Raw genomic sequence first — 24,968 nt, forward strand, 5'->3', positions numbered from 1 at the left:
GTGTGCACTTTATATATAAAAAATAATATTATAAATGAACAGTCTATACCTTATTGGATGGTTAATCGTTCCCTTATCTGTACATACTTTAACTGCACTAAAAATGGAAAATGAGGGTCCAAATTGAAAACCATCAGAAATTGGGCGAAAAAACTAAAGCAAAGAATTATGGTTCTATACTTTTCCTGTAAGGATCAAAGAATCCCCTGGTATGCAAAGCTTTTTACAGCATGTGTAGTTGGCTTTGCTTTCAGTCCAATAGATTTAATCCCAGACTTTATTCCGATACTTGGCTTATTGGATGATCTCATTTTAGTCCCATTGGGAATAAAAGCAGCTATAGGGATGATCCCTGAACAAGTCCTTCAGGATAGCGAGGCAAAGGTAAAAGCAATGCAGGGAAGTACTAAACCTAAACCCGGAAATTGGGTTGCAGGTCTTATTGTTATATTGATATGGCTATTAATTCTTAATTGGATTATTTTGGAGTTATTTGTTAGTTAAAAAGAGGATTAGAAGGGAGAGGATGTATATTTGAAACAATTGAAGATTATAAATTACAGCTGTTCATATGCGCAGAGATTTACTGGAAAGCTTTACTTAGACTGCTGGGCAGGTAATCAAAAACTAAGAGTCTATTATCCTGCTCAAGGACTTACATATTTAGGGTATTTTCCTGAAAAGGATTATTCTATCAGTGTGTTTACTTCCACAGATTGTAAGAAATTAGATGGAGGTGACAATGGTGGGGATTGATTTTCATAACGATAGGAATCGTTTTAAATACGCCTTCCGTCATGTGGATTCTTTATGGATGGATTTAGTCAAAAGTCTAGTTCCAATCGAGAATACTTCAAGTGCCGCCGATATTGGCTGTGGAGGGGGAATCTATACTAAGGCACTTTTGAAGCTCGGAGTGAACTCTGTAACGGGTGTGGATTTTTCTCTCGCTATGATTGAAGGGGCAAAAGAAGCTTCCAAAGGTTATCAAAATTTATCCTTTCAGCATGGGAGTGCGTACGAATCGGGGTTGAAGAGAAATGCCTATGATTTGGTTTTGGAGCGGGCCCTTATTCATCATATAAAGGATCTTTATTCCTGTTTTCAGGAAGCCTATCAACTCTTGAATAATGGGGGGAATTTAATTGTACAGGACCGGACACCTGAAGACTGCTTACTACCTGGCAGTCAGGATCATGTTAGGGGATATTTCTTTGATTGCTATCTAAAATTAAAAGATATTGAATTAAAGCGCAGATATACAAGTACATTTGTCACAGAAAATCTTAAAAGGGCAGGCTTTAAAGAAATCGAAGAAGTGACATTATGGGAGACGAGAAGAGTCTATGAAACCAAACATGAATTATTAAATGACATTAAAAATCGAACAGGACGAAGTATTTTGTTTGAATTAGAAAATGATGAATTAAAGTCCCTAATCGACTATATGGATAAGTCATTGCCTATGAATAAAAAAATTACAGAAAAAGACCGTTGGACCATTTGGAAAGCCGTTAAATAAGAAAATGGTTCTTGTGAGGAGCACGAGAAAAATAGGAATGAGTCTCATATGGGGCCATCCAGATTAATCCCCAAATCTCGAATCATCAATATGAATCTCATTAAATATATAAATTTATCGGAATATTTGTTAAAATATATGGAAAATGATGTTAAAATAATTTTGTGTATGATTATAACTATACCGAATCAGTGAACAACTATTTGATTTTCAACCGTATGGAATAGATTATGGTATAAAATTCCGGACTTTTCGGAGCTGATCAAGTGAAGAAGCAATCAAATCTAATCTTTAGAAATCAAACATTTTTCCGGCTTTGGATGGCACAGAGCGGAAGTAGTCTGGGTGACTGGTTTAATCACGTGGCTTTAGCGGCGACCACACTTCGTTTAACTCAATCACCAACAGCAATGGGACTTGTACTGATATGTCGGGACCTTCCCCAGGTAACGTTATCTTTTTTGGCTGGTCCTTTCGTAGACCGATTTTCTAAGCGAATGATCATGTACATATCTGATTTCATACGTGCTGTTGTTGCTGTAATGTTTATCTGGGCAGCTTTAGAACAGCAGATGTGGGCCTTTTATCTGGGTTCAGTCCTTATGGGAGTCGCAAGTAGTGTCTTCGGACCTGCTAGAAACGCGGCGATTCCAGCTGTTGTTGCTGAGAAGGATATCACAGCTGCAAATTCGTTAACTGTTGCTACATCTGGAGTACTTTCCGTTGTGGGGGCTGCATTTGGGGGTCTGGTTTCAGCTGTTCAGCCAGCACTTGCTTTTGCCGTTAATGCACTTAGCTATATTTGGTCGGCTGGATGGGTTTTGGCAACAAAATGGAAGGAAGGAATAAAAAAGAATAATCAAGGATCATCACCTTCTTATTTTAGAGAATTGAGTGAGGGCTTTGGTATTTTAAAAGAAAATCGTTTAATCATGGCTCTGATTTGTACAAGTGTAGCCTTCGCAATTATGTCAGGCCCTTACTTTGTCATGATTCCTGTATTGGGTGATCTTACATATAATCTTGGAGGAATTGGGATAGGATTGCTATATGTTGCGGATGGGTTGGCATTTATTCTATCTGCAATGTTTGTGGGACGGGTTGTAGGAAGTCAGGTGAAGTCTGCCCACAGATGGTATGGCTGGGGATTTTTCATTCAGGCTGTATTTTTTGTTGCCTTCGCTTTTTCGACAAATGTCTGGACGGGAATGATTTTTATCTTTTTATCCCAATTAGGAGCGGGTATTTTATTGACATTAGGGACCACTATTTTGCAGATGACGGTTTCATCTGAAGTACTTGGAAGGATCTTTGCAATTGATCACACGGTGGATTCAGGTATAAAGCAGCTTTCTTTACTCATTTCAGGTCCCGCTATCTCCTTACTCGGTTCGCCTGTTGTTGGAATTATTGTGGGGCTGATTGGCAGTCTTGCAGGTGTCGCATGGTGGTATGTGAGCTATCGGGAAAGAAGGAATGTTGCATATCGATAAACTCACAGGAAATGGCTGGCGGGTGATTTCAAAAGAAGAATTAGAAAAGATGTAAGAATGGATATTGTTACAGGTTATGAAGATACAAATTCTATGAATCTAGTCATTTGTTAAAGGTGATACATATGAAAACATTCCCTGAAAATATTAAGTTTTGCTATCCTTGGCGCAGCTACCAGGCAGAGGTGCTTGAGCATTTAGACCATCACCTGGAAAATAAGCACCTTCATCTGGTTGCCCCGCCTGGTTCCGGGAAAACGGTTCTGGGCTTGGAGGTCATGCTTCGCTTAAATAAACCTACCTTCATTGTGGCACCAACCATTGCGATTCGAAATCAATGGGTGGATCGATTTACGGAGCTGTTTTTACAAGCAGACGAACAACCAGACTGGATGACCACAGATATTAAAAATCCCCAATTTATTACAGTGACTACTTATCAGGGTTTACACAGCCTATTTAAAGAAGACAACGAGAAAGAAGAAGAGCAAGACCATATTGATGATGAAGAAGCAGAAGAAGAGCCTGCACTGGAGCTTACCGAAAAAGAAAAAGCACAGCAACGCCTGTTTGAACAAAACTATCAAACCTTAGTTTTGGATGAAGCTCATCATTTACGTACCAGCTGGTGGAAAACGGCAATGGCCTTCCGTGACGAACTTAACGATCCATCCATTGTGGCTTTAACGGCGACACCTCCCTATGACGTGGGCCAGTCAGAATGGGATAAATATATTCAGTTATGTGGTCCTATTGATGAGGAAATTGAAGTGGCAGCTTTAGTTAAAGAGGGTGACTTGTGCCCGCATCAGGATTACTTATGGATGTCCATGCCGGCGAAAAAGGAACGGGAGCCTATCGAAACCTTCCATGAAGAAGCGGAAAATCTCCGAGAAAGCCTGCTGCATAACCAGTCCTTCCGGGAGCTTATTGAAACCCACCCATGGATGCAGTCCGGGGAATATGTAGAGGAGAAACTCAGCCATTATCGTTATTTTATCAGTATGATGGTGTATTTAAAGGAAGTCGGAAGTGATGCCTGGGAGCTTCCGTTTCAGCTTATTGACGAAAAAGCTAAGCATTTACCTTCGTTTGACTTAGAATGGGCAGAGGAATTATTGACTTCCATGCTGTACCGGGATGAGCTGGTCAATGAAAAAGAGGAGCCCTTGAAAGGGATTAAAAAACAGCTGTCCGGAATGAAGGCTTTAGAGCATCGTAAGGTTAAGCTGCGAGCCACCCGTAAAATGGAGAGAACATTATTGCACAGCACATCTAAGCTGGATAGCATTAATCAGATTGTTTCCTTGGAAAAACAGGCACAGGGGGATGACCTCCGATTAGTGGTGCTCGCTGATTATATTTATGCCGGTGACTTGCCTAAGAATCCGGATGAGGAGCAGCCGTTAATCCGGCTTGGCGTTGTGCCTGTTTTTGAAAACATACGTAGAGAGCTGGGGAACCGGTGCAAGCTTGGTGTTTTAACAGGCTCCGTCGTGATTGTACCCAAAAAGGTCGTTTCTCTATTACAGGAACAGGACTTACAATTTCAAACGGAGCCCCTGGTACATGCTGATCAATATGTAAAAGTCGAGGTACAGGGGGCATCCAGACAACATATGGTAAGCGCAATTACCGAAATTTTTTCGAGTGGAGGAATTGATGTTCTGGTAGGAACAACTGCACTGCTTGGGGAAGGGTGGGATGCACCAAGTGTGAACACGCTTGTTCTGGCCTCCTATGTGGGGACCTTTATGCTGACGAATCAGATGCGAGGCCGTGCCATCCGGACAGAACGAGGGAATGACGAGAAGGCAGCTAACATCTGGCATTTAGTTTGTATGGATCCATATGGTCCGGATGGTGGTTATGATTTTAAATCGCTTAGACGTCGCTTTCGTTCCTTAACGGGTCTGGATGAGGAACTTCCGTTAATTGTCACTGGACTTGAGCGCTTAAGGCTTCCGGACACGACATTTAACCAGAATCAAATCTCGCTCATTAATCATGAAATGAGCAAACGGGCAACGAATCGTAAGCGTCTGTTTGACCGTTGGGAAGAGGCTGTACAAAAAGGAGAGAAAAAACGGGAGGAATTTCAAACCGATACATCCTATGTGCCGAAGCCGTTTGTGTTTAGAAATACAGTGAAATCATTACTCATTATAAGCGCATTTGTATTTTTTAATATGGCTCGTGCAATTGGAGAATACGGATACTATCGGGATGCCTGGGAGCTGGTCGTTCCATTATTTATTGGACTGGGCCTGGGAGCCATTTTTTCTGCTCCGTTTTTATGGAAAGCAATGAAAATTTTCATCTTTAATCCGTCGATTGAGTCAAGTATGAAGCAGGTGGGAAAGGCTGTCTATCACACCCTTTATGATATCGGGCGAATCCAGACCTCTCCCGCTCACAATAAAATAAATGCGGAAAAAAATGAATGGGGAGAAATTGTCTGTTATCTGGAGAAAGGCACGACCCATGAACAGAAATTGTTTTTGCAAAGTGTTCAGGAGCTTGTTGATCCGATTGATAATCCCCGCTACATCATCCACCGAACATCAGGAAAAAGGTTTTGGATTCGGCATGATTATCATGCGGTACCGGAAGAAATAGGCCGGAAAAAGGAATATGCACAAAAACTGTTAGAACAGTGGAAAAAACGAATCGGGGAAGCGGAACTGATTTATACACGTACACCAGAAGGAAGAAAAATACTATTAAAAGCCCGGATGCGTGCGATGTCAGGGCAGTTTGTGAAGCGGTCGGAGCGAAAAAGTGTGTGGAGATAAAGGCTTAGATTTTAATCTCTTTAAGGAAAAAAGAATACATGGGGTGTTATTGTGGAATCTTTAATAGATTTGCTTATCATTATCATTTTTTATACCCTGATTATTCCAGCCTGTGTCCTGCTTCATGAATTGGGTCATGCATTCGGTGTTGTTTTATTTAGTAAGAAACGGGCGACGGTTTATCTCGGGCACAACAGGAAAGGAAAAGAAACATTCAGAGTCGGAAGGATCTCCTTTTGTATTAAATGGTCTTCGGTTGGATTTTGTGGCTGGGAGCATAAGGAAGCTTCCGTTTTTCAACGGGTCATGGTATTTGGAGGAGGGCCCCTGGTTTCTTTTGTTTTATTTTCCCTGTTTTTTATACTTACTTTTCATCATACTCTTCACGAAGATTTTAACCTTTTATGTAACGGAATATGGATTTTTAATCTCATTAATTTTGCAGTCACTGCATTTCCCTTCATATATCCAAAATGGTGGGGACCCTATGCAGGACTTCCATCTGATGGATATCAAATCTATCAGACATTGAAAAGAGCAGAACCTATTCAATAAAGACCTTATTTCCGTAAAACTCTTGATCAAGAATAGCATTAAATTCACTATGCATGACTCGCCGAATAAATGCAAAGTCTGAGAGTAAGCAACCTTGTGAAACGTTTCTCATCGCCCGGCCTTCTGATATAATAGTAAGGTTAACTTTGTTTTGTATGAGAAAGAAGTGACAAACATGACTGAACAAACACCAAGGAATTCTGAACTCCTATCGGTTATGAAACAAGCGTTAAAGGTCAATAAAAAGCCATTTCCATGGGTGAAGGCTTTTTCGGCAGGCCTGGCAGCATCTCTTCCTATCTTGATTGGGCTGTTAGCTGGCCATTTGGACTATGGCTTGATTGCGGCAATGGGAGGCTTTACGTATTTATACGTATTCGATGTACCCTATGCCCAAAAAGCGAAGAAACTCCTATTTGTTATTTTGGGACTGACTCTGGTTACGGCACTGGGGACACTGGTTGCTCCTTATCCGCTTGCGATTGCGTTAGTTATGGGGCTAATCGGCGCTACAGCAATTTTTATTTTTGGTGCTCTCCGTATAGCCGGTCCGTCGGCTATTTTTTTCGTACTGGTATTTGCCATGACTACTGGAATGCCTGTACAGCCTGAAGATGCTCTCTTGCGGGCAGGACTCGTTTTTTCCAGTGGGATACTGTCGTTTATGATTGCCATGCTTGGCTGGTTCTTTAACCCACATGGACCAGAAACGAATGTTGTCAAAAGACTTTATGAAGAATTGGCATCATTCCTTGAATCTGTAGGAACGAAAACCTTTAATGAAGCAAAACATCGTGTTATGTCTGCTTTGAGAGAAGCGGATAACTCCCTTGCAGCAGGGTACATTCCCTGGCGAAAAACCGATTATTTCAAGCGTTTATACTTATTAAATAGTCAGGCTCATCAAATATTTCTGTACATTGTTGAAAACTTTTCGGACGATCATCGGGAGCTGCAGCCTGAATTAGCGAAATCCGTTCACCACATTGCAAAGACTTTAGATCAGAAAAATCCAATGGTTCAGGATTATAAAAATCTCCGGCAATCATCGGATAAAAATGATGAAAAAATTGAATTATTGCTGGAGCGAATTTATGATGCCGACGCAATTATGAATGAACCAGCAAGCCGAATTGATCAGGACATCCCTGTCAACAAGCAATCCATCCGTCAAGTATTGGGTGGGGGCTTTGATAAAAATTCCATAGTATTTATTACAGCCCTGCGATTTGGGTTTGTGACCATTATTGCAGCAATCATTGCCTATGAATTCGGTTTTGCGAGATCCTACTGGGTGCCATTATCCTCTGTAGCGGTAATGTCCGGTTTTTCCATTGTTGCCACCTATCATCGTGGGATCCAACGGGCTTTCGGGACATTCGTGGGGATTTTGATTGCCAGTCTCATTCTGTCTATTCATCCCTCCGGCTATTTGATCGCTTTATTGGTGTTGATTCTGACCTTTATCACAGAGCTGTTTATCGTGAAAAATTACGGTCTGGCAGCACTGTTTTTCACTCCTAATGCACTTCTAATGGCAGAAAGTACAAGTCAGGGGGGCTTTAGCTTTTCGTATTTTGCTTCGGCAAGAATCATTGATGTCATCATCGGAAGCTTAATTGGTCTGATTGGTGTCTGGATGATGGGAAGAAAATCTGCATCGAGCAGACTTCCTCATTTAATTACGAAAACCATTCGCAGTCAATCGCAATTATTACTGGCTTTATTTTCGAATCAGGGAAAAGGATTTGATGCAACGCAGAGTCGGGAACTTCGAAAAATGCGCACCAATCTTAACAATTTAAATATTTTATATAATACAGCGGCCGGGGAAGTGCCTGTAGATCGAAAAGCACTGGATTATTACTGGTCTGTCCTTTATTCCATGAATAGCTTGAGTTATCTTCTGGAAAATTGTGCTACAGACAATCGGCCCGAACTTTCAGATGAAACACTTTCTCAGCTGTTGTATGTCTGCGAATCCATGGCTAATGCAGCCAGTCGAAAACGCATCCCGACGTTAAAAGAGGTACCTCATATAGAAAAATTCCCAAGTATACAGAAGGAACTCATTGCTTTACAAAAATCATTGCGCAATGAAGCTTCCATCTAGCTCAGATGCATCTCTGCCAGTTTAGAGATGCATTTTTTAATTTTAAAGAGGTGTGTGGAAAGGATAATGCGAATATACTCTTGAATAGGTAATGAGTAAGGATAGGAGGTAAAACCATGCTGAATGTGTATGAAAAGGAAGAGGTAACCTGTGTGGAGGCTGTCATTGAAAACTCTAAAGTAAAAGTGGGGAAGGTCTTTTTGTTCTTAGTTGATGGAATGTTAGTAGATACTGGACCTCAATCTATAGAGTCGGAATTACTTGGTTTTCTGAAAAAGCAATCCTTTGATTTTGTCACGTTAACCCATTCCCATGAGGATCATTCCGGTTTAGCGCCGTGGATCCAGCAACACCGAAACGTTCCTATTTATATTCATGAAAAAGGAATTCCGATATGCCGACAGTCCAGCCCGTATCCGGAGTATCGTAAAATGGCCTGGGGATTCAGGGATGCTTTCAGGGCCCTGCCACTTGAAAATACCATTCAGTCACGCAGTCATGAATGGGAGGTTATCTATACTCCCGGTCATGCAGAAGACCACGTTTCACTGTTACATAAAGAAACCGGACGATTATTTACCGGGGATTTATTTGTTTCACCAAAAACAAAAGTAATCATGGAGAGTGAATCGATTCCGACGATTGTGAATTCGCTCCGTAAACTGCTGACCTATGATTTCCAATCTATTTTTTGCAGTCATTCAGGGTACTTTGAAAATGGGAAAGAAATGTTGAAGAAGAAGATAGATTATCTTGAAGACTTAAGGGAAAGAGTGATAGATTTACATAGACGAGGGATGTCTGTTGCAGAAATTAAACAAGAGCTGTTTCCCAAACCCTATCCGATTATAAAGACTTCCGGTGGAGAATGGGATTCCAGGCACATCATTTCCTCGATTTTGTCAGCTGAAGATTCATGGTAAATCGCAATTACGTTAACATGTCAGGAGAGTTTTAAGTGCGGAACAGAACGTATAAACGAATATGGCCGGTTTTCATCATACTTGCTATTGTCGTACCACTTATCTATTATACGCAACAGCCGGATGAAGTATATGGGAATGATCGAGCGTCCATTGTTAAGGTTATCCATTCTATTGAAGGGTATGAAAAGAAATCGATTGAAGTTCTGGATATTAAGGATAAAGGGAAACAAAGACTGGTGGGTTTCCTATCTGACAATCAGCCAGGCTATATGAGGTTCACAAGAAATCCAGAGGGGAATTATGAGTGGGATCATATCGAAGTTGATCGGCAGGATTCCTTCCATATGTTTCTTCCAGTGACTTCGCATCAAACGGAACAAATGATGTTTGTCATGAATCATCATAATGAAGTGGCAAAAATGACGATCGAAATCAATGGTCAGCAACATGAACTGGAGTTTCCAGCGAATCAGACTGCAGTAAAGTGGATGGACCTGCCTGAGTCCTCGGACGGTAGCTATTCCTTTCAACATTTTAAGTACTACGATAAAGAAGGAAATCTGCTGGAGGATTTATAACAACACGAACAGATAATTTTACATAGGATGGTTGGCGATGATTTTCTAAAATTGGAGTGATATCTGTGTCCAAACCCATTTATTATATCGTGATCATAGGTTTTCTGTTCATTGCAGGATGTACCAGCAATCAAGGGAGTGACAATGAGGAAATTGCCGCAACGGTCAGAGGAGAAGAGATTCCCTTAGAGGAAATGCAGTTTCTTTATAAAAATGAACAGATTCCTGATAAGATTGAAGGGACCATAAAAGCAAAACTAGCCATGCAGGAAGTTAAAAAGATGGGTCTTGATATTTCGAGTAAAGTTCAGGAGAGAATGGAGAATCTCCCAGAGCTTCCGCCAAAGGATACTAATCACGCAAGAACAGAATCTGAAAGAGCATTTTACGATTCACAAGCGGAAAAACTTGGCATGGAACCGGAAGAATACTATAAACAGTATCAACAAAAAATGTCTGAAATGAGCGTAGCAGTAATGACCTACATAGAAGAAAAGCTTGGGGAACCATGGGATGATACAGAAGAAAATCAACAATATACGAAACAAGCGAATCAACTATTGGATGACCTTGTAACAGAACATGAAGAAGAGATTCAAATCTTCATCGATCATAACTAACTAGTGAATTGGGGGATTCAAATGTTCAGGAAAATATTCGTATTCGTCATCATACTCGTCTTTTTCATTACCGGCTGTTCCAATGAAGATCCAGATATGTATGAAGTAAGCCGGTCAGATATGACAGAAAAGCTGGTCAATATCAATTTTGACTATCAATTGCCGGCAAAATTACCTTTTGAAGTTCAAAGCATTCAGGCCAATCGTCCTCCAACAGATCAGGCGATGTTCAGTTTAGCCTTTTATGGTCCGGATGGAGAATATCTATTTCTGGATGTATCCAATTCAGAGATAAAGCAAAAATCGGAAAATAATATGGAAGAAGTGAAAATCGGCGATAAAAAGGGATCCTATTTGGAAAATGATCAGGGAGCAAAGATTCTTTTCTGGAAAACGAATGGAGTTTCCTATCAGTTATCCTTAAAAGAGTCTGAAGAACAGCAAGGATACACGAAGGAAGATTTGGTTCATATTGCTAGGAGTTTTGAGTAAAAAGAGAACAGGTTATCTATCACATTTGATGGAATACAAAAATATACGTAATTGAGCAGTCCAATGAGAATATCAAGGGCTGCTTTTTTTAATAGAAGAGGAATTTTGTGTAATGTCTCGAATATTGTCATAGGAAGAGCAGGTTGCAACTTTATATCGTGAAAAGGAGAAAATTCAGTTGGACAAGATAAAAAATATAACGATTCCGAACAATTCCAGAATCATCGTTATCTCTGATATTCATGGAGAAATAGAACTTTTTAAAGAGCTGTTAAAGAAGGTACATTTCAATAAGGAAGATTACTTAATTATTAATGGTGACCTTTGTGAAAAAGGCAGTAACAGTGAAGCGGTTGTAAAATATATTATGGAACTTTCCTCAAAAAGCTTGAAAGTTCATGTGACAGAAGGCAATTGTGATACTTTGGCTGAAGATCTTTTAGATGGAAATCCCGATTTAATAGAATACTTATATCATCGACCTCATTCTATTTTAAATGAATGGCTTGATCAGCTTGGTATGTCATTGAATGAACGATTGAATATTCAGGAAGTAAAGGAATTATTAACAAAGCATTTTTCTGAAGAAATGAAATGGCTAACAAATTTACCAACAGCTATTGAGACAGACCGGTATATATTTGTTCATGCCGGATTAGAAGATAAAAAGGATTGGAAGAACACAAAACGGGATAATGCCATTACGATGTCTTCTTTTTTAGAGAAAACACATAGCACAGACAAATATGTGATCGTGGGGCATTGGCCTGTTGTGAATTATTCATCAGACACCCCGTCTCATAACCCTATCATAGACGAAAAGAAGAAAATCATAGCAATCGATGGTGGGAATGTTATCAAAGAAACAGGACAATTAAATGCATTAATCATTGAAAGAACTGTCGATGCAGAGTCATTTTCATACGTTTATGCTGATCCTTTTCCCACATGTAAGGTCGTAAAAGATTTTTGTAAAGATCCCAGAATGAAAGGATCTATTGAATATCCATTCTATGAAATTATTCCTTTAGAGGAAAACAATGACTTCACTTTATGTGAACAGACTGAGACAAACAGGCAAGTCTATGTTAAAAATGAATATATTAGCCGGAATAAAAAAGGACGTTCTACGGTTAAAACAGATGTATCATGCACACAAATCAATGTAAACGCAGGTGACATCGTGTCAGTGATAGATGATACGTGTTCAGCCTATGTCCTAATTAAAAAAGATGGTAAAGTTGGCTGGGTTGCGAAAGAGTGTATTCGTTAAAATCAAACACAACTGTTAATCCAATAGTCATAGTAAAAATAACTAAATGACATATGGCTGCTGAAGATAACGTTCGATAAACTCGGCTAATCCATCGTCTTCATGATGTCCTGTAACAAAGTCAGCAGTTGCTTTAACCTCTTCTCCAGCGTTTGCCATTGCTGCCCCAATACCGACGTGACGAAGCATTTCTATATCATTGGGGCCGTCTCCTATGGCTGCAACTTCATGTGGATGAATTCGAAGCAGATCTAGAATGGATTTAATACCTGACCATTTGGAAACGTTAGGAGCTACCATTTCAAAGCCGTCGCTCCAATTAATCACTTTTGCTTCCTCTTTAAATAAAGCCGATAATTCAGGACTGGGTGCTCCTGTTTTAACGCTATATTTTAGAACATCCTGATAATTTGCATGTCTTAAATCACCGATGTAGCGTGGTGGCATTTGCCCAACTTTTGTCCAATGATCCACTTCTTTATCTGTATTCTTACAATAAAGCCCATTTGCTGTATGGATCAAAACGTTATATGCGTTTTCCGCTGTCAGTTGATGAAATCGTTCCTCGTTTACCTGCAGGGTGTGAGTTTTCACGGCCTTCCCTGTTTCTGCATCATGAATGGCTGCACCATTCAGGCAGATCATCGGAGTTCGTAATCCCATTTCTTTATGGTAGGGAGCGGTTATTTCATAGTGTCGACCAGTGGCCAGAAAAACCTTCACTCCCTGATTAATGAGCCTGTTTATTGCTACTCTGTTTCGACGGGAAATGATATTTGAGGAGTTTAGAAGTGTTCCATCCATATCAATAAATATCGCACGTACATTCATTTTTATTGCCTCCTTATTTGTTGGTAAATCAACCATATCATCTGAATATTAAGGAGTGGTTAACTCAATGTTCAGATTGGATGAAGTATTTGAAAGCGAGTAAGTTTTATGGGAGGATGTGTTTAAATGAGGCTGGTTTAGTTGTACAGATAATATAATGGTGCAGATATTTTTTAGAAAAAGGAGTAATCTTATGAGCACGGATGATGAAATTCGCTGGAGACAGATATTTGATAATTATGAGAAAGCATTTCGGGAGTTAAAAAAGCATAAAGATACGGCATTTGATAGTAAACTTCAAAAAGCAGGTTATATTCATTATTTTGAAGTAGCGCTGGAATTTGCGGAGAAGGTGATGTATGCCTATTTAGATGCAAAAGGTCATTCCGCAGACACACCACGTAAAGCTGTGAAGGAATTATCGAAGCTCGATATCATTCAAAATCCGCAAGTCTGGTTCAAAGCACAGAACCGCAGGAAGTTACCTTTGTTCATACACAAAAATGATAAGCTATTTGATGAACTCATCATTGATATCGAGGGTACATATCTTCCGGAGTTGGAATTATTTTGGGAAACTTTAAATGAGATAAAATGATGATTCACCAATTATATTTAAGGTATCATTAGTAAAATTAATGTATTTAAGAAGAAGCTGGCGGGAGTCTATTACTCCTGCCAATTTTATTTCTTAATAAGTGAAACCACTGTCTAAGATATTCCTATGTTATTTAAATAGTTTAATGTTAACTTTTGGAGGATTTTGGATAAGTTAGTCGAATAACTTCCTATATATTAGATAGGAAATTTTACTTCCTGGGTAATCAGTCTTGAGACTTAGGATAATTCCTTCCTTTGAATGTTTCATTTGTATAATCAGGAAGTAACAATGGAGATAGAAAATAAAGAAGGTGAGTGTTTCCATTGTGGACTTTATTCAAAAATGGTAATTTCACACGATTATTTATTGGCCGTTTAATCACAAACGCAGGGGACAGCTTGTATGCAGTAGCAGCAATGTGGTTAGTCCATCAGTTGGGAGGTTCGACGTTCCATACAGGCCTCGCTGGATTTTTAACGATGCTACCCACGTCACTCCAATTTCTGGTGGGACCTCTGGTGGATCGCTGGGAGCTAAAGAAGACACTTATTGTGACACAGGTTATTGAACTATTGTTTATTCTGTTAATTCCGGTATTTTATTATGCAGGGATACTTAATGTTACGGTTGTCCTTGTTGTGATGCCTATCGTTGCTTTTGCAAGTCAGTTTTCGTTTCCAGCTGAACGGGCAGCCCTGCCAAGTATTCTGGAACCAGATGAGCTTGTTAAAGGAAATTCGGCATTTTCATTCGCTTATCAAGGATTGGATCTGGTTTTCAGTGGATTAGCAGGGATATTGGTAGCGATGTTCGGAGCGGTTACTTTGTATCTGATAGATTCGTTAACATTTGCAATAGCTGTTTTACTGTTTGCTACACTTCAATTTCCTGGAAAACAGAAAACCCATGAACCAAAAATGAGTGTGAGGGAAAACGTTAAAAAATACGGAAGGGACCTTAAGGAAGGCTTTCGTTTTGTAATGGGATCTATTATTGCAAAATTTTTCATCGGAGCTGTTGGGGCTAATTTTACGTTTGGTGCGGCAATGGCTGTCCTGCCTGCTTATGCAGACGTAAGAGGGGACGCTTCGTTCTATGGATATATGATGGCTGCACTTTCTGGTGGATTTCTTGTTGGTGCACTTTTATCACCGTATGCAGAAAAATTTTCATTTGGAAAGATGGGGATTGCCGCCTATAGCTTAAGTGCCTTTTCATGGGTGGCGTCTGTATTCGTTCCCTGGAACATCCTGAGCATCATGTTATTCGGGGCGGCAACGATCCCGATTGGAGTAACTGAAGTGCTTCTTGCTGCGGTTATTCAGCGCATTGTGCCACAGCGTTTACTGGCACGGACATTCTCGGTGATGACGAGCGTTTCCACATCTGCAATGCCACTTGGAGCATTGATTGGCGGTGCAGTGGGTGCAAAGATTGGAAGTGTAGCTACTTTCGGTGCAGCCGCTTTCGGTATACTGCTTGTTTCAGTAGTATGGTTTTTAGTTAAAGACCTGCGGGAGTTGCCAAAGTCAAACGAAATTGATCCCGGGAAATACGGATTGAGCGAACAAAATGAAGCGGGAGTATGATGCAAAGATATATAAAGGAGTGCAGAACTTATATGCCCTTACGTAAAAAAGAAAAAATGGCTACTATGATAGGAATGATTTTTTTCATCCTTTTTATAGCAGGTTTGGTATTGGGTATTTACTTTTTGGGGTTCGCCGGGATTTTTGAATTACTCGGTGTTCAATATCATTCAATTTGGTCTTTGTTTGTTTTTGCAGTTTGTTTCTTTATGGCTGGTTTTATCATTGAATTATTTTCCAAGCCAATTTTTGAAAGGTCCACCCGGAATGTGTCGGGAAAAATAAAACTGGTTTTTATACAGATCTGTTTTGAATCTGTATCTAACTGGCTCGTTCTATTCACCGTTGATGAGTTTATGCAAAAAATTAATCTTTCTTCTAAAACAGAGTTGCTGATTGCTCTATTTGTTTCAGTATTTGAAATTATACTTGAGAATAATAATGACGATGATGGAAATAAAAAGAATCCAATTTGATTCATAAACAAATTGGATTTTTTCTATTCAATACGGTGACATTAAAATATATCAGCAAGTGAAAACCTCCAATCATTTTAAACTTTTTGGAAGTTAAATAGCGGAAACCACTTTGATTCTATATTTAGGACACATTATATTATTAGGATAATTTTATTTTGAGGTATAGGTTATAATTTGAGATATTTTGAAATTTGTGAAGTGTTATGATCATATGTGAAAATTAATGTAGTTTCGTCTTAGAGGGTTCAAAGGCTCTACATACAGAGATTTATACGCTTTAAAGCACTATATTTGGATTTGTATACCATTATTTTCAGAGAGATTGTTTCTGGAATGAACCAATCTATACAAATCGAATATTATTCTGGTGCTTCAAGAAGAAACTAAGGAGGAGAAATAGAATGATCAGAAAGCTTCTATGGGTAACGCTAACATTCGCTTTAGCAGTTACGTTAACAGCATGTGGAGGAAATGAAAGTCAAGATCAGAACCAGGGTCAGAGTGATGATACAAATAATGAAAGCACTTCCGTTGGTGAAAAACTTGAATACACGATTACCGGAATTGATCCAGGTGCAGGTATCATGGGCCAGGCTGAAGATGCATTAAAAGAATATAGCCTTGATAACTGGGAGATTCAATCAAGTTCCGGTGCGGCCATGACGGCGGCATTAGAGAAAGCAATTGATGAAAAGAAACCAATCATTGTCACAGGATGGATCCCACATTGGAAATTTATGCGCTTCGACCTGAAAATGCTGGATGATCCCAAGGGTGTTTTTGGAGGAGAAGAACAAATTAACACCCTTGTACGAAAAGGATTAGAAGAGGATATGCCTGGTGCGTATAAATTCTTTGATCAGTTCAACTGGGAGCCGGAGCACTTACAAGATGTAATGCTGAGCATTGAAGAAGGAAAAGAAGAACAAAAAGCAGCTGAAGAGTGGGTTAAGGAGCACGAAGATCTGGTTAGTACGTGGACGGAAGGTGTAGAATCTGGAAATGGCAAGGAAATTAAGATGACTTATGTTTCCTGGTCCGATGTCATTGCCAGCTCCAATGTTGTAAAATACGTACTGGAAAATAAGTTAGATTATAATGTTGAATTAGTTCTGGTGGAGCCAGGCCCAATGTTTGCCAGTGTTGCAGAAGGTGATGCAGATGCAATGATTGGTGCATGGTTGCCTTCCACACATAAGTCTTATCTGGAACAGTATAAAGAAGACCTGGTAGATTTAGGAGTTAACCTGACAGGTACACGAAATGGTCTTGTTGTTCCTTCCTATATGGATATTGATTCCATTGAGGACTTAAAAGCTGAATAACACTTCTACTGGAATGATAAATAAAATCCGCAAACGTGCTTGTTTGCGGATTTTTTCGATTTATAAGGGTTATTCATCCAGAATAAGTTTAACGCTATTCAGTTTGAAGTATTGTAAATGTTATAGTGGAAATATCATGAAATAATGAATAGGGAAGGAGAATTGAAAATGGATGTTAAATTCCCAATTGGCCAGTTGGAAGTTCCGGAGAAAATAACACTGGAAAATATTCAGGAATGGGTAAAGCAAATCGAAACGTACACGGAACGATTAAGAGAAACGGTTGACTCATTAAGTGATGAGGAATTAAGCAAAACGTACCGGGATGGAAGCTGGAACGTTCGACAACTGGTTCACCATATTGCTGATTCTCAGTTGAATATGTATCAGCGTTTGAAGCTTGCTCTAACTGATGAGAGTCCAACCGTACCCGCATTTGATCAGGATAAGTGGGCTGTTCAACCGGATACAGAGCTTCCTGTTGAAAGTTCGATTAAAATGCTGGAAGGTATAAATGAGCGCATCGTATCTTTAGGTCACCGTTTAGCGGAAGAGGAATTAAATCGATTTTTTGTTCATCAGACAAACGGTGACATAACCGTGGGAACAAAAGTGGCAAAATTAGCCTGGCATGAAGAGCATCACTTAGCCCATATAAAAATCGCATTATCAAAATAGTAAAATGAAGCGGGCTCAAATTATAAGATTGTATCCCATTTGACTCCAAGCACTTGTTTTGAATCCCTCCTGAATTTATGCTAAAAATTAAAGTGTGAATAAAAATAAGCATGTGACACATATTATTTGTGTTACATACTTACCAGGGAGGTATAAAAATGGCAAAAAAAATACTTATGGTAGTAACCAATCATACAACGATTTCCGATGATCATAAAACAGGACTTTGGCTCGAGGAGTTTGCAGTCCCTTACTTAGTGTTTAAAGAAAAAGGATACGATGTAAAAGTGACCAGTATTGCAGGTGGCGAAGTAGCATTGGATCCAAACAGTATTGAAGAAAGAGCGGAATGGAAAGAAGCAGAAGAAGAACTGAAAAATACTGCAAAGCTGACAAAAGATGATGCAGACGGCTTTGACGCCATTTTCCTGCCAGGTGGCCATGGAACAATGTTTGATTTTCCTGACAACGAAACGCTGCTGTATGTTCTCCAGCGTTTTGCGGAGAAAGGAAAAGTTATTGGTTCTGTCTGTCACGGACCAGCAGGATTAGTGAATGCGACCTATGCAGATGGAACACCTATCGTGAAAGGGAAAAAGGTTTCTGCCTTTACGGATGATGAGGAAAGAGAAATGCAATTAGACCAGCATATGCCTTTCCTATTAGAAACCAAACTGCGTGAAAAAGGTGCCAATTTTGAGGGTGCAGAAAAATGGACCGATCATTCAGTGAAAGACGGCAATTTAGTCACAGGCCAAAACCCGCAATCCAGTAAAAGTACGGCGGAAAAAGTAGTAGACGCATTAGAAGCATAATCAGGGATATATTGGTTTCACAGAAAGCATAGAAAAGAAAATGACTGCAAGCCTAAAGCGCGTGAATGGATCTTTTATCCATTCACGTGTTTTTTATCTTATTGACAATTGGCACCATTCCTGTAAAATGATGGCCAACCAAGTTGAAGAATACTAAGGGAGAAAATAATGATGGATAAGGTGAAGAATCATTGTAATTGGGGGTGTCTTAGAAATGACCAATTTTATAAGAAAATCTTTTATACTTCTTTTTTCTGCTTTCATATTTCACATCGTCTTAAAATTCAATGATTGGCTGAATGTTAACTTTGGAAATCTATCAATCTTCATTCTTATTATGACAGCATTTACGGCTGCTGTTATATGGACAGCTCTTCAACTGGATAAATGGCTGGCAGCACGGCGGTTTCAGATTCTGATTAAATCTATAGTGAACAGCTTAATCATCCTGTTTTTTATTTATCAATTATTTACTCCTTACTTCTATACAGATCAATACTTACAAACAGCAGGATTGGAACAAATCGAGACGTATTACCAGCTTTCAAACGAAGAACTGACAGACCAGGATCGAAGCAGGATGGCTGAGTCCTCTCTGGTTGAAGGTATGGCTTTTGCCACACTGACTACGAATCATTATCCGAAACAACCATTAAAAGATGTGAAGCCGATGGATCTTCAGCGGAGCTATTATCACTATGATATGATTGTTGAATTGAAGCAGAAGAATGCTCAAACGAAGGTTTACCAATTTACATTTGCAAGGGAAGAGGGTAAGTTTAAAATCAAGGGGATCACACAGTTAAAGGCTGAAGAATGAAAATATCAACTCAAAACCATTTAGTGATCGGGCAAAAGGAGGATACATATGGCCAAACATAAGATTTATTCAATGAGTGTCGCAAGCGTCTATCCCCATTATATTAAGAAGGCGGAGAAAAAAGGACGTACGAAAGCAGAAGTCGATGAAATTATCCGCTGGCTGACAGGATATAGCCAGAAAGAACTCGAAGCGGAACTGGAAAAACAGACGGACTTTGAAACTTTCTTTAAGGAAGCCCCCCAATTGAATCCTTCACAGGCTTTCATCAAAGGTGTAATCTGCGGTGTCCGAGTAGAGGATATAGATGAACCCACAATGCAGGAAATTCGCTATCTGGACAAGCTGATTGATGAATTAGCAAAAGGAAAAGCGATGGAGAAAATCCTGCGGGAATCTTAAGTAAAGAACTACTTCTCGTCGTCTGCAGAGGTCAATGAAAGGATAAGATAAACCGACAAAATAGTGCATAAAAAGTCGGACTAAACGTTTCGATTCCTGCTATTCTATTGATGAAAGGAGGTCATTAAGTGGATTTGCTTAAGAGCATGAATGATGCAATGAGCTATATCGAGGCTAACCTTACTAAAGAAATAGACTTTAAAGAGGTGGCAAGGATTGCTCAATGTTCTGAATATCATTTTAAAAGAATGTTTTCATTTCTTGCCGGTATCACATTATCAGAATATATTCGCAGCAGACGACTGAGTTTGGCCGCATTTGAGCTTACAAATACTAATCTAAAAATCATTGATATTGCGGTTGAATTTGGATACAATTCACCAGACTCTTTTGCCAGAGCTTTTCAAAATCTACATGGTGTAACGCCATTAGAAGCAAGAAACAATGGACAGCAATTAAAAGCCTTTCCACCCATGACCTTCCAATTATCAAGTAACTGAGGGACCCGAAATTTTGTCGATTAAAACGAATGACTTGACTTCACCATCTGTAAAAAGTGAAATTTGGATTCCGGTTTTGAAAAATAGTTAAAGATAGGAAGCATGAAAAAAGGTACTTGGACTTCATTCCAAGCACCTTTTTTTAACATAGGAAAAGGTGGAGAACTTCCCGCCCCTTATTTTTCCTGATCTTCTTTAGTTGGCCCCATAACGCCTGGAACATTTAATCCTGCCTGGCGCAGAAGCACCGTCATTTGACCGCGATGATGGGTCTGGTGGTCAATTAAAGTACGCAGCAGTGCGCCACGTGGAGTTGGCGTACCATGGGCGTCCACTTCTTCCACGATTTGTTCGTCTGTTAGTTCTTCCGCCTGACGCTGAATGCTTTCTGCAACGTTTTTATATGTATCAGCGATGGTGCTTGCCTTGTCTGGTACCTTATTTGGATCACCGGAAATATTGATATCGAACCCAACCAGTCCCCCAAAATAAGCAGGCGCAGTTGCCAGGTGCCATCCAAGCCATCCTAATGTATTATGACCTTCTACAATCGCCTGGTCCAATGTTTCATCGGTTAGAGATTCAAGCACTTTCATCGTACCTTTTGATGCTTTTGACCATTCAGCTGCAAAATCCTCAGCTTTACGATACATGGAATCACTCCTCTATTATTTTTGATATCATTGTAACATGTGGAGATAGAGAATTAAAAAATACGAAACTATGGGTGTGATCAGGTGTTTTATGCCATGATTTTATTTATTATTGCAGGAATAGCTGAAATCGGTGGAGGTTATTTGATTTGGTTATGGTTTAGAGAAGGAAAGCCATTTTACTGGGGAATTGGTGGTGGCCTGTCACTAGCCTTGTACGGCGTAATCGCTACGTTTCAAACCTTTCCTTCTTTTGGGCGCGTTTATGCAGCATACGGAGGTGTCTTTATCATCCTGTCTGTTTTATGGGGATGGGGAATTGATAAGAAAACTCCGGATATGTATGACTGGGTTGGGGCAGGGATTTGTCTCATCGGAGTTTCTGTGATGCTTTTTGCCCCGCGGCAATGATGGCTAAAAAAGTTTCATTATAATTTAGGATACATCATCTTAAAAAAGCGCTATCAAAAATAGCGCTTTTAAATAGGAAAGGTTATGTTGTGGTTATTTTTTCAAAGCTGGTGACAACTTCCAAAAATTTATCTTTATATTTAGTCAGATCGGACACTTTGTCTATGTTATATGTATTTCTATCTTTATCATTAAATTGGACGTATTTTTTATTTTGATCTAACCCCAATCTACAAACCCATCTTCTAATATTATTATCTAACAGGATATTAAAATAGCTTTTGTTATCTCTGTAAAATATTCGTTCTTCATCTATTAGCTCAGAAAGGATGAGTTGGACAATTGTGTACCCTTGAATTTCCTCTTCAGTTGTAATGATACCGTCATCTTCGTCTTCTGATTCTTTCCCTTCCTCTTCAATTACGTTTTCTTTATCTTGGTCATTTGAAGTGGAATCCAAAGCAGCATTTAGCTTTTCATTTACCAATTCGTTAATAAATTGCTTTAGAGATTTTTTTACAACTGGTGTAAATTGATTGATAACATTCTTGGTTTTTCTTCCATCATACACATTATTGAGAATATATGTTATGAAGTCTTCAGTTGGCTCTTCCCAAATTTCATATAAGAAGGATTTGATTTTGTTGGTGTACTTCAAATCGGATGCTGTGCTGAAAATATTCTCAAGATCAAAACTGTCTTTTTTAAATTTAGCCAACTCAGTAACTTGGCCATCTTTAAAATCTAAAATATTAAATTCAAAAAACGGAGAAGTATCCATCTTATTTTGTTCGTCAAGATCAGTGTAAAACCTGTATAAAATTCCGTTAGTTAGAATAGAAAATTTGGCTGAGGATGTTCCAAAATACCTAAATAATTGAGAGTCATGTTTATTTAATTTTTCTGTTATAGCTTTAGCTTCGATCAAAATAATCGGATTTCCCTCATCCATTATTGCATAGTCAACCTTTTCTCCCTTTTTAATCCCTACGTCTGTTATATACTCGGGTGTAAATTCCTCTGGATTAAAAACATCATAACCAAGGAGCTGAAAAAATGGCATTATTATACTTGTTTTTGTAGCTTCTTCGGTTGAAATAGAATCCTTCATCTTCTCTACTCTCTTTGACAATGAAACCAAACTTCCTTTGAAATCAGACATCCTTTGTTCTCCCCTTTTATTAAATAATATTAAAACACACCTTTAAAGGTACTAACGAAACAAATTATAGTGGGATTAACATCTGGAGTGTCGGCTGTTTAATGTCATGTATATTAGAATTAATTTACAATTATACTGCTATTTTGATGAGCTTTAAGTGTAGGGGATGTTGTGAGAGAAGGAAAAAAGCTTATTTTATTGAATAGTATAGTATTAGAATAATAATTCAATTTAAATGGGGGAATTGATTTGGAAATCTACTTAGACCATGTAAGAGCGAATGTGTCGGACTTACAGAGATCGATTCAATGGTATGAGGACACCCTGGGTTTTAAAGTCACAGGTCATTGGCCACCTGAAAATCCGAATTATGCACATTTTGAAACTGAAAAAGGAGCTATTTTTGCCATAATGGAGCATGAGGAAAATCCTTCCCGGGGGCGATTTAATTTTAAGGTGGAGAATGTAGACGCCTTCTGGGAGGAACTTAAAGATAAGGTTGAAGTTGTGGAGGAATTATTCAACACACCATATGGCAGTAGAAAATTTACCATTAAAGATATTGACGGAAATGAGCTTGGGTTTGTACAGGTATAAAATAGAACAATAAATATGGAAAAGAGGAAGCTTCAATATGAAAATCATAACCGTTACAGGATTCATTGTAATTTTCTTGGTTTACATATTTGTCGATCAATATCTGCTTAAAAGAATACTTGGTGTAAAAACAAAGAAGTTCTGGTTATTTTCTAAGGATAGAAAAGTATTTGCGATTGTTATAGATGTGATAATCCTTATCCTTTTTGTGATAAGCTATTGGACTTTAAATAGTGGTGAAAATGTCATGCAATATTCAGCGATTGTTAGAACAAGTCCTATGTTTGGTTTATTCTTTCTGTTGTTTGTTAACCGTGGTATTGAGGAAAGATTAGTCAATCCTGCTGAGAAAGCCTACTACCGTGATTGGCTGGGTGCATTGCTTATTTTGTCAGCATTTTTCGTACTATCAATCTTTGAATAGCCTTGGAACGGAGGGATGAGATGTATATCAGTTTTAAGTCAGTCTTCGTTTCTTTTATTGGTACATCAATAGGTGTAATTCTATTTACGATTCTAAAAGGACTATGGACTGATTCTTATGACTGGGATCAATGTATAGCGATGATCATAGGCGGTCTAATCGCTCACGTTTTGCTAACAACGTTGATTTACTGGCAAGGTAAAAAGAATGCCGGGAACGATGATTAGTTATTTTTTTAGAAAGAACAGGCCCGCCAGCAGCTAATGAAAGTGCATCATTTACATGCAAGGATTGACGAACCTCACAGACAGCGTTATGATTTCTCTTATGAAGTTTTAAGTCTGCGAATAGATTTATAGAGTAAGGAGAAATCATCATTGTCCAGTTTTAATCATCAGTTTTTATATTCTATTATTATCATCGCATTAGGTTATTTATTGAAGCGGACGAATTTTATCAAAGAACGGGACGGCGAGGGGCTCTCCCGCATTATATTTAATTTAACGCTGCCTGCACTTATTCTTGTGAGTTTTCATGATATTACCCTGGATACATCTTTGGTTTTACTGATTATTATAGGTCTGGTTTACGGACTGATTATGGGTGCGGTGGGTATTTTTATTTTCCGGAAACAGGAACAAACGACAAAGGGTATGCTTACCATGATGGTGCCGGGATTTAATATTGGTCTTTTTGCTTATCCTCTGGTCGAAGGAATCTGGGGAAGCAAAGGAATCCAGTATTTTGGTATGTTTGATATGGGAAATGCCTTTATTGTCTTTGGTCTTATCTATGTCATTGGTGCGTATTATTCAGATTCGTCCTCGTCACTGGATGTCAGGACGATTTCCAGACAAATGACCCAGTCGATTCCTTTTATGACCTTTATTGTTACCATTTTCATCAGTTTGGCCAGCATCCCGCTCCCGGAAGCACTGATCGAAACGGCGAATATTATTTCCGTGGCCAATATGCCATTGTCCTTACTGCTATTGGGGATTTATCTGAACTTCACGTTTGAGAAAGGATACCTGAAGCTGATTATGCAGTATATGGCCGTTCGGTATCTCATCGGAATCGTGGCTGGCGCAGGATTATTTATCCTCTTGCCATTTAATGACATGTTCAAATATACAGTGTTAATTGGACTTATCCTTCCATCGTCCATGTCTGCACTCCCGTATGCCGTGGAGTTTAACTATGATCGACGGTTTGTAGGCACTGTGACAAATATGACCATTATTATCAGCTTTCTATTGATGTGGCTGATTGCAAATTTTGTGATTTAAAAAACAGAACAATATCTACTGTTGT

27 protein-coding genes and 1 pseudogene are annotated in these 24,968 nt (G+C 39.0%); 25 read left to right on the top strand and 3 right to left on the bottom strand.

Features of this window, described 5'->3' with window-relative positions:
- Positions 1–123: 123 nt before the first annotated feature.
- The 12 genes from ABD006_RS09325 (at position 124) to ABD006_RS09380 (ending at position 12,367) form a co-directional block, all read left to right on the top strand.
- A complete protein-coding gene (locus ABD006_RS09325; protein ID WP_343840005.1) occupies positions 124–504 on the top strand; it encodes a YkvA family protein in 381 nt (126 codons plus the stop codon).
- Between the two features lie 30 nt (positions 505–534).
- Positions 535–756, top strand: coding sequence for a hypothetical protein (locus ABD006_RS09330; protein WP_343840007.1), 222 nt, complete (start codon positions 535–537; stop codon positions 754–756).
- Positions 746–1,522 carry a class I SAM-dependent methyltransferase gene (locus ABD006_RS09335; RefSeq protein ID WP_343840009.1) on the top strand — a complete coding sequence of 259 codons (777 nt, stop codon included), beginning with the start codon at positions 746–748 and terminating at the stop codon, positions 1,520–1,522. Before ABD006_RS09330 ends, ABD006_RS09335 begins: the two co-directional genes overlap by 11 nt.
- A gap of 266 nt (positions 1,523–1,788) precedes the next feature.
- Positions 1,789–3,015 carry an MFS transporter gene (locus tag ABD006_RS09340; RefSeq protein ID WP_343840011.1) on the top strand — a complete coding sequence of 409 codons (1,227 nt, stop codon included), beginning with the start codon at positions 1,789–1,791 and terminating at the stop codon, positions 3,013–3,015.
- Positions 3,016–3,140: 125 nt separating this feature from the next.
- Positions 3,141–5,810 (top strand): DEAD/DEAH box helicase family protein, encoded by a 2,670-nt coding sequence (locus ABD006_RS09345; RefSeq protein ID WP_343840013.1) that lies wholly within the window; start codon positions 3,141–3,143, stop codon positions 5,808–5,810.
- 51 nt (positions 5,811–5,861) lie between these two features.
- Positions 5,862–6,365: a site-2 protease family protein gene (locus ABD006_RS09350; RefSeq protein WP_343840015.1), complete on the top strand. Its 504-nt coding sequence runs from the start codon at positions 5,862–5,864 to the stop codon at positions 6,363–6,365.
- Between the two features lie 175 nt (positions 6,366–6,540).
- Complete coding sequence (locus tag ABD006_RS09355; RefSeq protein ID WP_343840017.1) at positions 6,541–8,478, top strand: FUSC family protein; 1,938 nt, start codon at positions 6,541–6,543, stop codon at positions 8,476–8,478.
- 116 nt (positions 8,479–8,594) lie between these two features.
- Entirely contained in the window at positions 8,595–9,401 is an 807-nt protein-coding gene (locus ABD006_RS09360; RefSeq protein WP_343840019.1) for an MBL fold metallo-hydrolase, read from the top strand.
- 35 nt (positions 9,402–9,436) lie between these two features.
- Positions 9,437–9,982, top strand: a complete 546-nt coding sequence (locus ABD006_RS09365; protein WP_343840021.1) for a hypothetical protein — start codon at positions 9,437–9,439, stop codon at positions 9,980–9,982.
- A gap of 65 nt (positions 9,983–10,047) precedes the next feature.
- Positions 10,048–10,602: a hypothetical protein gene (locus ABD006_RS09370; protein ID WP_343840023.1), complete on the top strand. Its 555-nt coding sequence runs from the start codon at positions 10,048–10,050 to the stop codon at positions 10,600–10,602.
- A gap of 21 nt (positions 10,603–10,623) precedes the next feature.
- Positions 10,624–11,094: a DUF4367 domain-containing protein gene (locus ABD006_RS09375; RefSeq protein WP_343840025.1), complete on the top strand. Its 471-nt coding sequence runs from the start codon at positions 10,624–10,626 to the stop codon at positions 11,092–11,094.
- A 178-nt stretch (positions 11,095–11,272) separates the two neighbouring features.
- A complete protein-coding gene (locus ABD006_RS09380; protein WP_343840027.1) occupies positions 11,273–12,367 on the top strand; it encodes a metallophosphoesterase in 1,095 nt (364 codons plus the stop codon).
- 42 nt (positions 12,368–12,409) lie between these two features.
- On the opposite strand, the gene ABD006_RS09385 is transcribed toward ABD006_RS09380, so the two are convergent.
- A complete protein-coding gene (locus tag ABD006_RS09385; RefSeq protein WP_343840030.1) occupies positions 12,410–13,198 on the bottom strand; it encodes an HAD family hydrolase in 789 nt (262 codons plus the stop codon).
- A gap of 193 nt (positions 13,199–13,391) precedes the next feature.
- Here ABD006_RS09385 and ABD006_RS09390 point away from each other — a divergent pair, with 193 nt between their 5' ends.
- From ABD006_RS09390 to ABD006_RS09430, 9 genes and pseudogenes are all read left to right on the top strand, one after another.
- The gene (locus ABD006_RS09390) at positions 13,392–13,796 is read left to right on the top strand and encodes a nucleotidyltransferase substrate binding protein (RefSeq protein ID WP_343840032.1); all 405 of its coding nucleotides are present in this window, start codon (positions 13,392–13,394) and stop codon (positions 13,794–13,796) included.
- 326 nt (positions 13,797–14,122) lie between these two features.
- On the top strand, positions 14,123–15,388 hold the full coding sequence (locus ABD006_RS09395) for an MFS transporter (protein ID WP_343840034.1): 1,266 nt from the start codon (positions 14,123–14,125) through the stop codon (positions 15,386–15,388).
- Positions 15,385–15,864, top strand: coding sequence for a regulatory YrvL family protein (locus ABD006_RS09400; RefSeq protein ID WP_343840036.1), 480 nt, complete (start codon positions 15,385–15,387; stop codon positions 15,862–15,864). The genes ABD006_RS09395 and ABD006_RS09400 overlap by 4 nt, the downstream gene beginning before the upstream one ends.
- 404 nt (positions 15,865–16,268) lie before the next feature.
- On the top strand, positions 16,269–17,192 hold the full coding sequence (locus tag ABD006_RS09405) for a glycine betaine ABC transporter substrate-binding protein (RefSeq protein ID WP_343840038.1): 924 nt from the start codon (positions 16,269–16,271) through the stop codon (positions 17,190–17,192).
- A 168-nt stretch (positions 17,193–17,360) separates the two neighbouring features.
- Positions 17,361–17,870 (top strand): YfiT family bacillithiol transferase, encoded by a 510-nt coding sequence (locus ABD006_RS09410; protein ID WP_343840040.1) that lies wholly within the window; start codon positions 17,361–17,363, stop codon positions 17,868–17,870.
- 158 nt (positions 17,871–18,028) lie between these two features.
- Positions 18,029–18,685: a type 1 glutamine amidotransferase domain-containing protein gene (locus ABD006_RS09415; RefSeq protein ID WP_343840042.1), complete on the top strand. Its 657-nt coding sequence runs from the start codon at positions 18,029–18,031 to the stop codon at positions 18,683–18,685.
- 337 nt (positions 18,686–19,022) lie between these two features.
- Positions 19,023–19,505, top strand: coding sequence for a hypothetical protein (locus ABD006_RS09420; protein ID WP_343840043.1), 483 nt, complete (start codon positions 19,023–19,025; stop codon positions 19,503–19,505).
- A gap of 48 nt (positions 19,506–19,553) precedes the next feature.
- Positions 19,554–19,907, top strand: coding sequence for a DUF2200 domain-containing protein (locus ABD006_RS09425; RefSeq protein ID WP_343840044.1), 354 nt, complete (start codon positions 19,554–19,556; stop codon positions 19,905–19,907).
- Positions 19,908–20,035: 128 nt separating this feature from the next.
- Positions 20,036–20,398: pseudogene (locus ABD006_RS09430) on the top strand (helix-turn-helix transcriptional regulator); the annotation flags it as partial.
- Positions 20,399–20,583: 185 nt separating this feature from the next.
- On the opposite strand, the gene ABD006_RS09435 reads toward ABD006_RS09430, so the two are convergent.
- Complete coding sequence (locus tag ABD006_RS09435; RefSeq protein WP_343840046.1) at positions 20,584–21,060, bottom strand: DinB family protein; 477 nt, start codon at positions 21,058–21,060, stop codon at positions 20,584–20,586.
- A gap of 96 nt (positions 21,061–21,156) precedes the next feature.
- Here ABD006_RS09435 and ABD006_RS09440 point away from each other — a divergent pair, with 96 nt between their 5' ends.
- The gene (locus ABD006_RS09440; RefSeq protein ID WP_343840048.1) at positions 21,157–21,471 is read left to right on the top strand and encodes a YnfA family protein; all 315 of its coding nucleotides are present in this window, start codon (positions 21,157–21,159) and stop codon (positions 21,469–21,471) included.
- A gap of 82 nt (positions 21,472–21,553) precedes the next feature.
- Here ABD006_RS09440 and ABD006_RS09445 read toward each other — a convergent pair whose 3' ends face one another.
- A complete protein-coding gene (locus ABD006_RS09445; protein WP_343840050.1) occupies positions 21,554–22,633 on the bottom strand; it encodes a type I restriction endonuclease in 1,080 nt (359 codons plus the stop codon).
- A gap of 249 nt (positions 22,634–22,882) precedes the next feature.
- Between ABD006_RS09445 and ABD006_RS09450 the strand changes: the two genes are divergently transcribed.
- The 3 genes from ABD006_RS09450 (at position 22,883) to ABD006_RS09460 (ending at position 24,943) form a co-directional block, all read left to right on the top strand.
- On the top strand, positions 22,883–23,230 hold the full coding sequence (locus ABD006_RS09450; RefSeq protein WP_343840051.1) for a VOC family protein: 348 nt from the start codon (positions 22,883–22,885) through the stop codon (positions 23,228–23,230).
- A gap of 37 nt (positions 23,231–23,267) precedes the next feature.
- A complete protein-coding gene (locus ABD006_RS09455) occupies positions 23,268–23,654 on the top strand; it encodes a DUF4181 domain-containing protein (RefSeq protein ID WP_343840052.1) in 387 nt (128 codons plus the stop codon).
- Positions 23,655–24,031: 377 nt separating this feature from the next.
- Positions 24,032–24,943 carry an AEC family transporter gene (locus ABD006_RS09460; RefSeq protein WP_343840053.1) on the top strand — a complete coding sequence of 304 codons (912 nt, stop codon included), beginning with the start codon at positions 24,032–24,034 and terminating at the stop codon, positions 24,941–24,943.
- Positions 24,944–24,968 lie beyond the last annotated feature (25 nt).

The organism is Salinibacillus aidingensis, from assembly GCF_039522525.1.
Lineage (GTDB): Bacteria > Bacillota > Bacilli > Bacillales > Alkalibacillaceae > Salinibacillus > Salinibacillus aidingensis.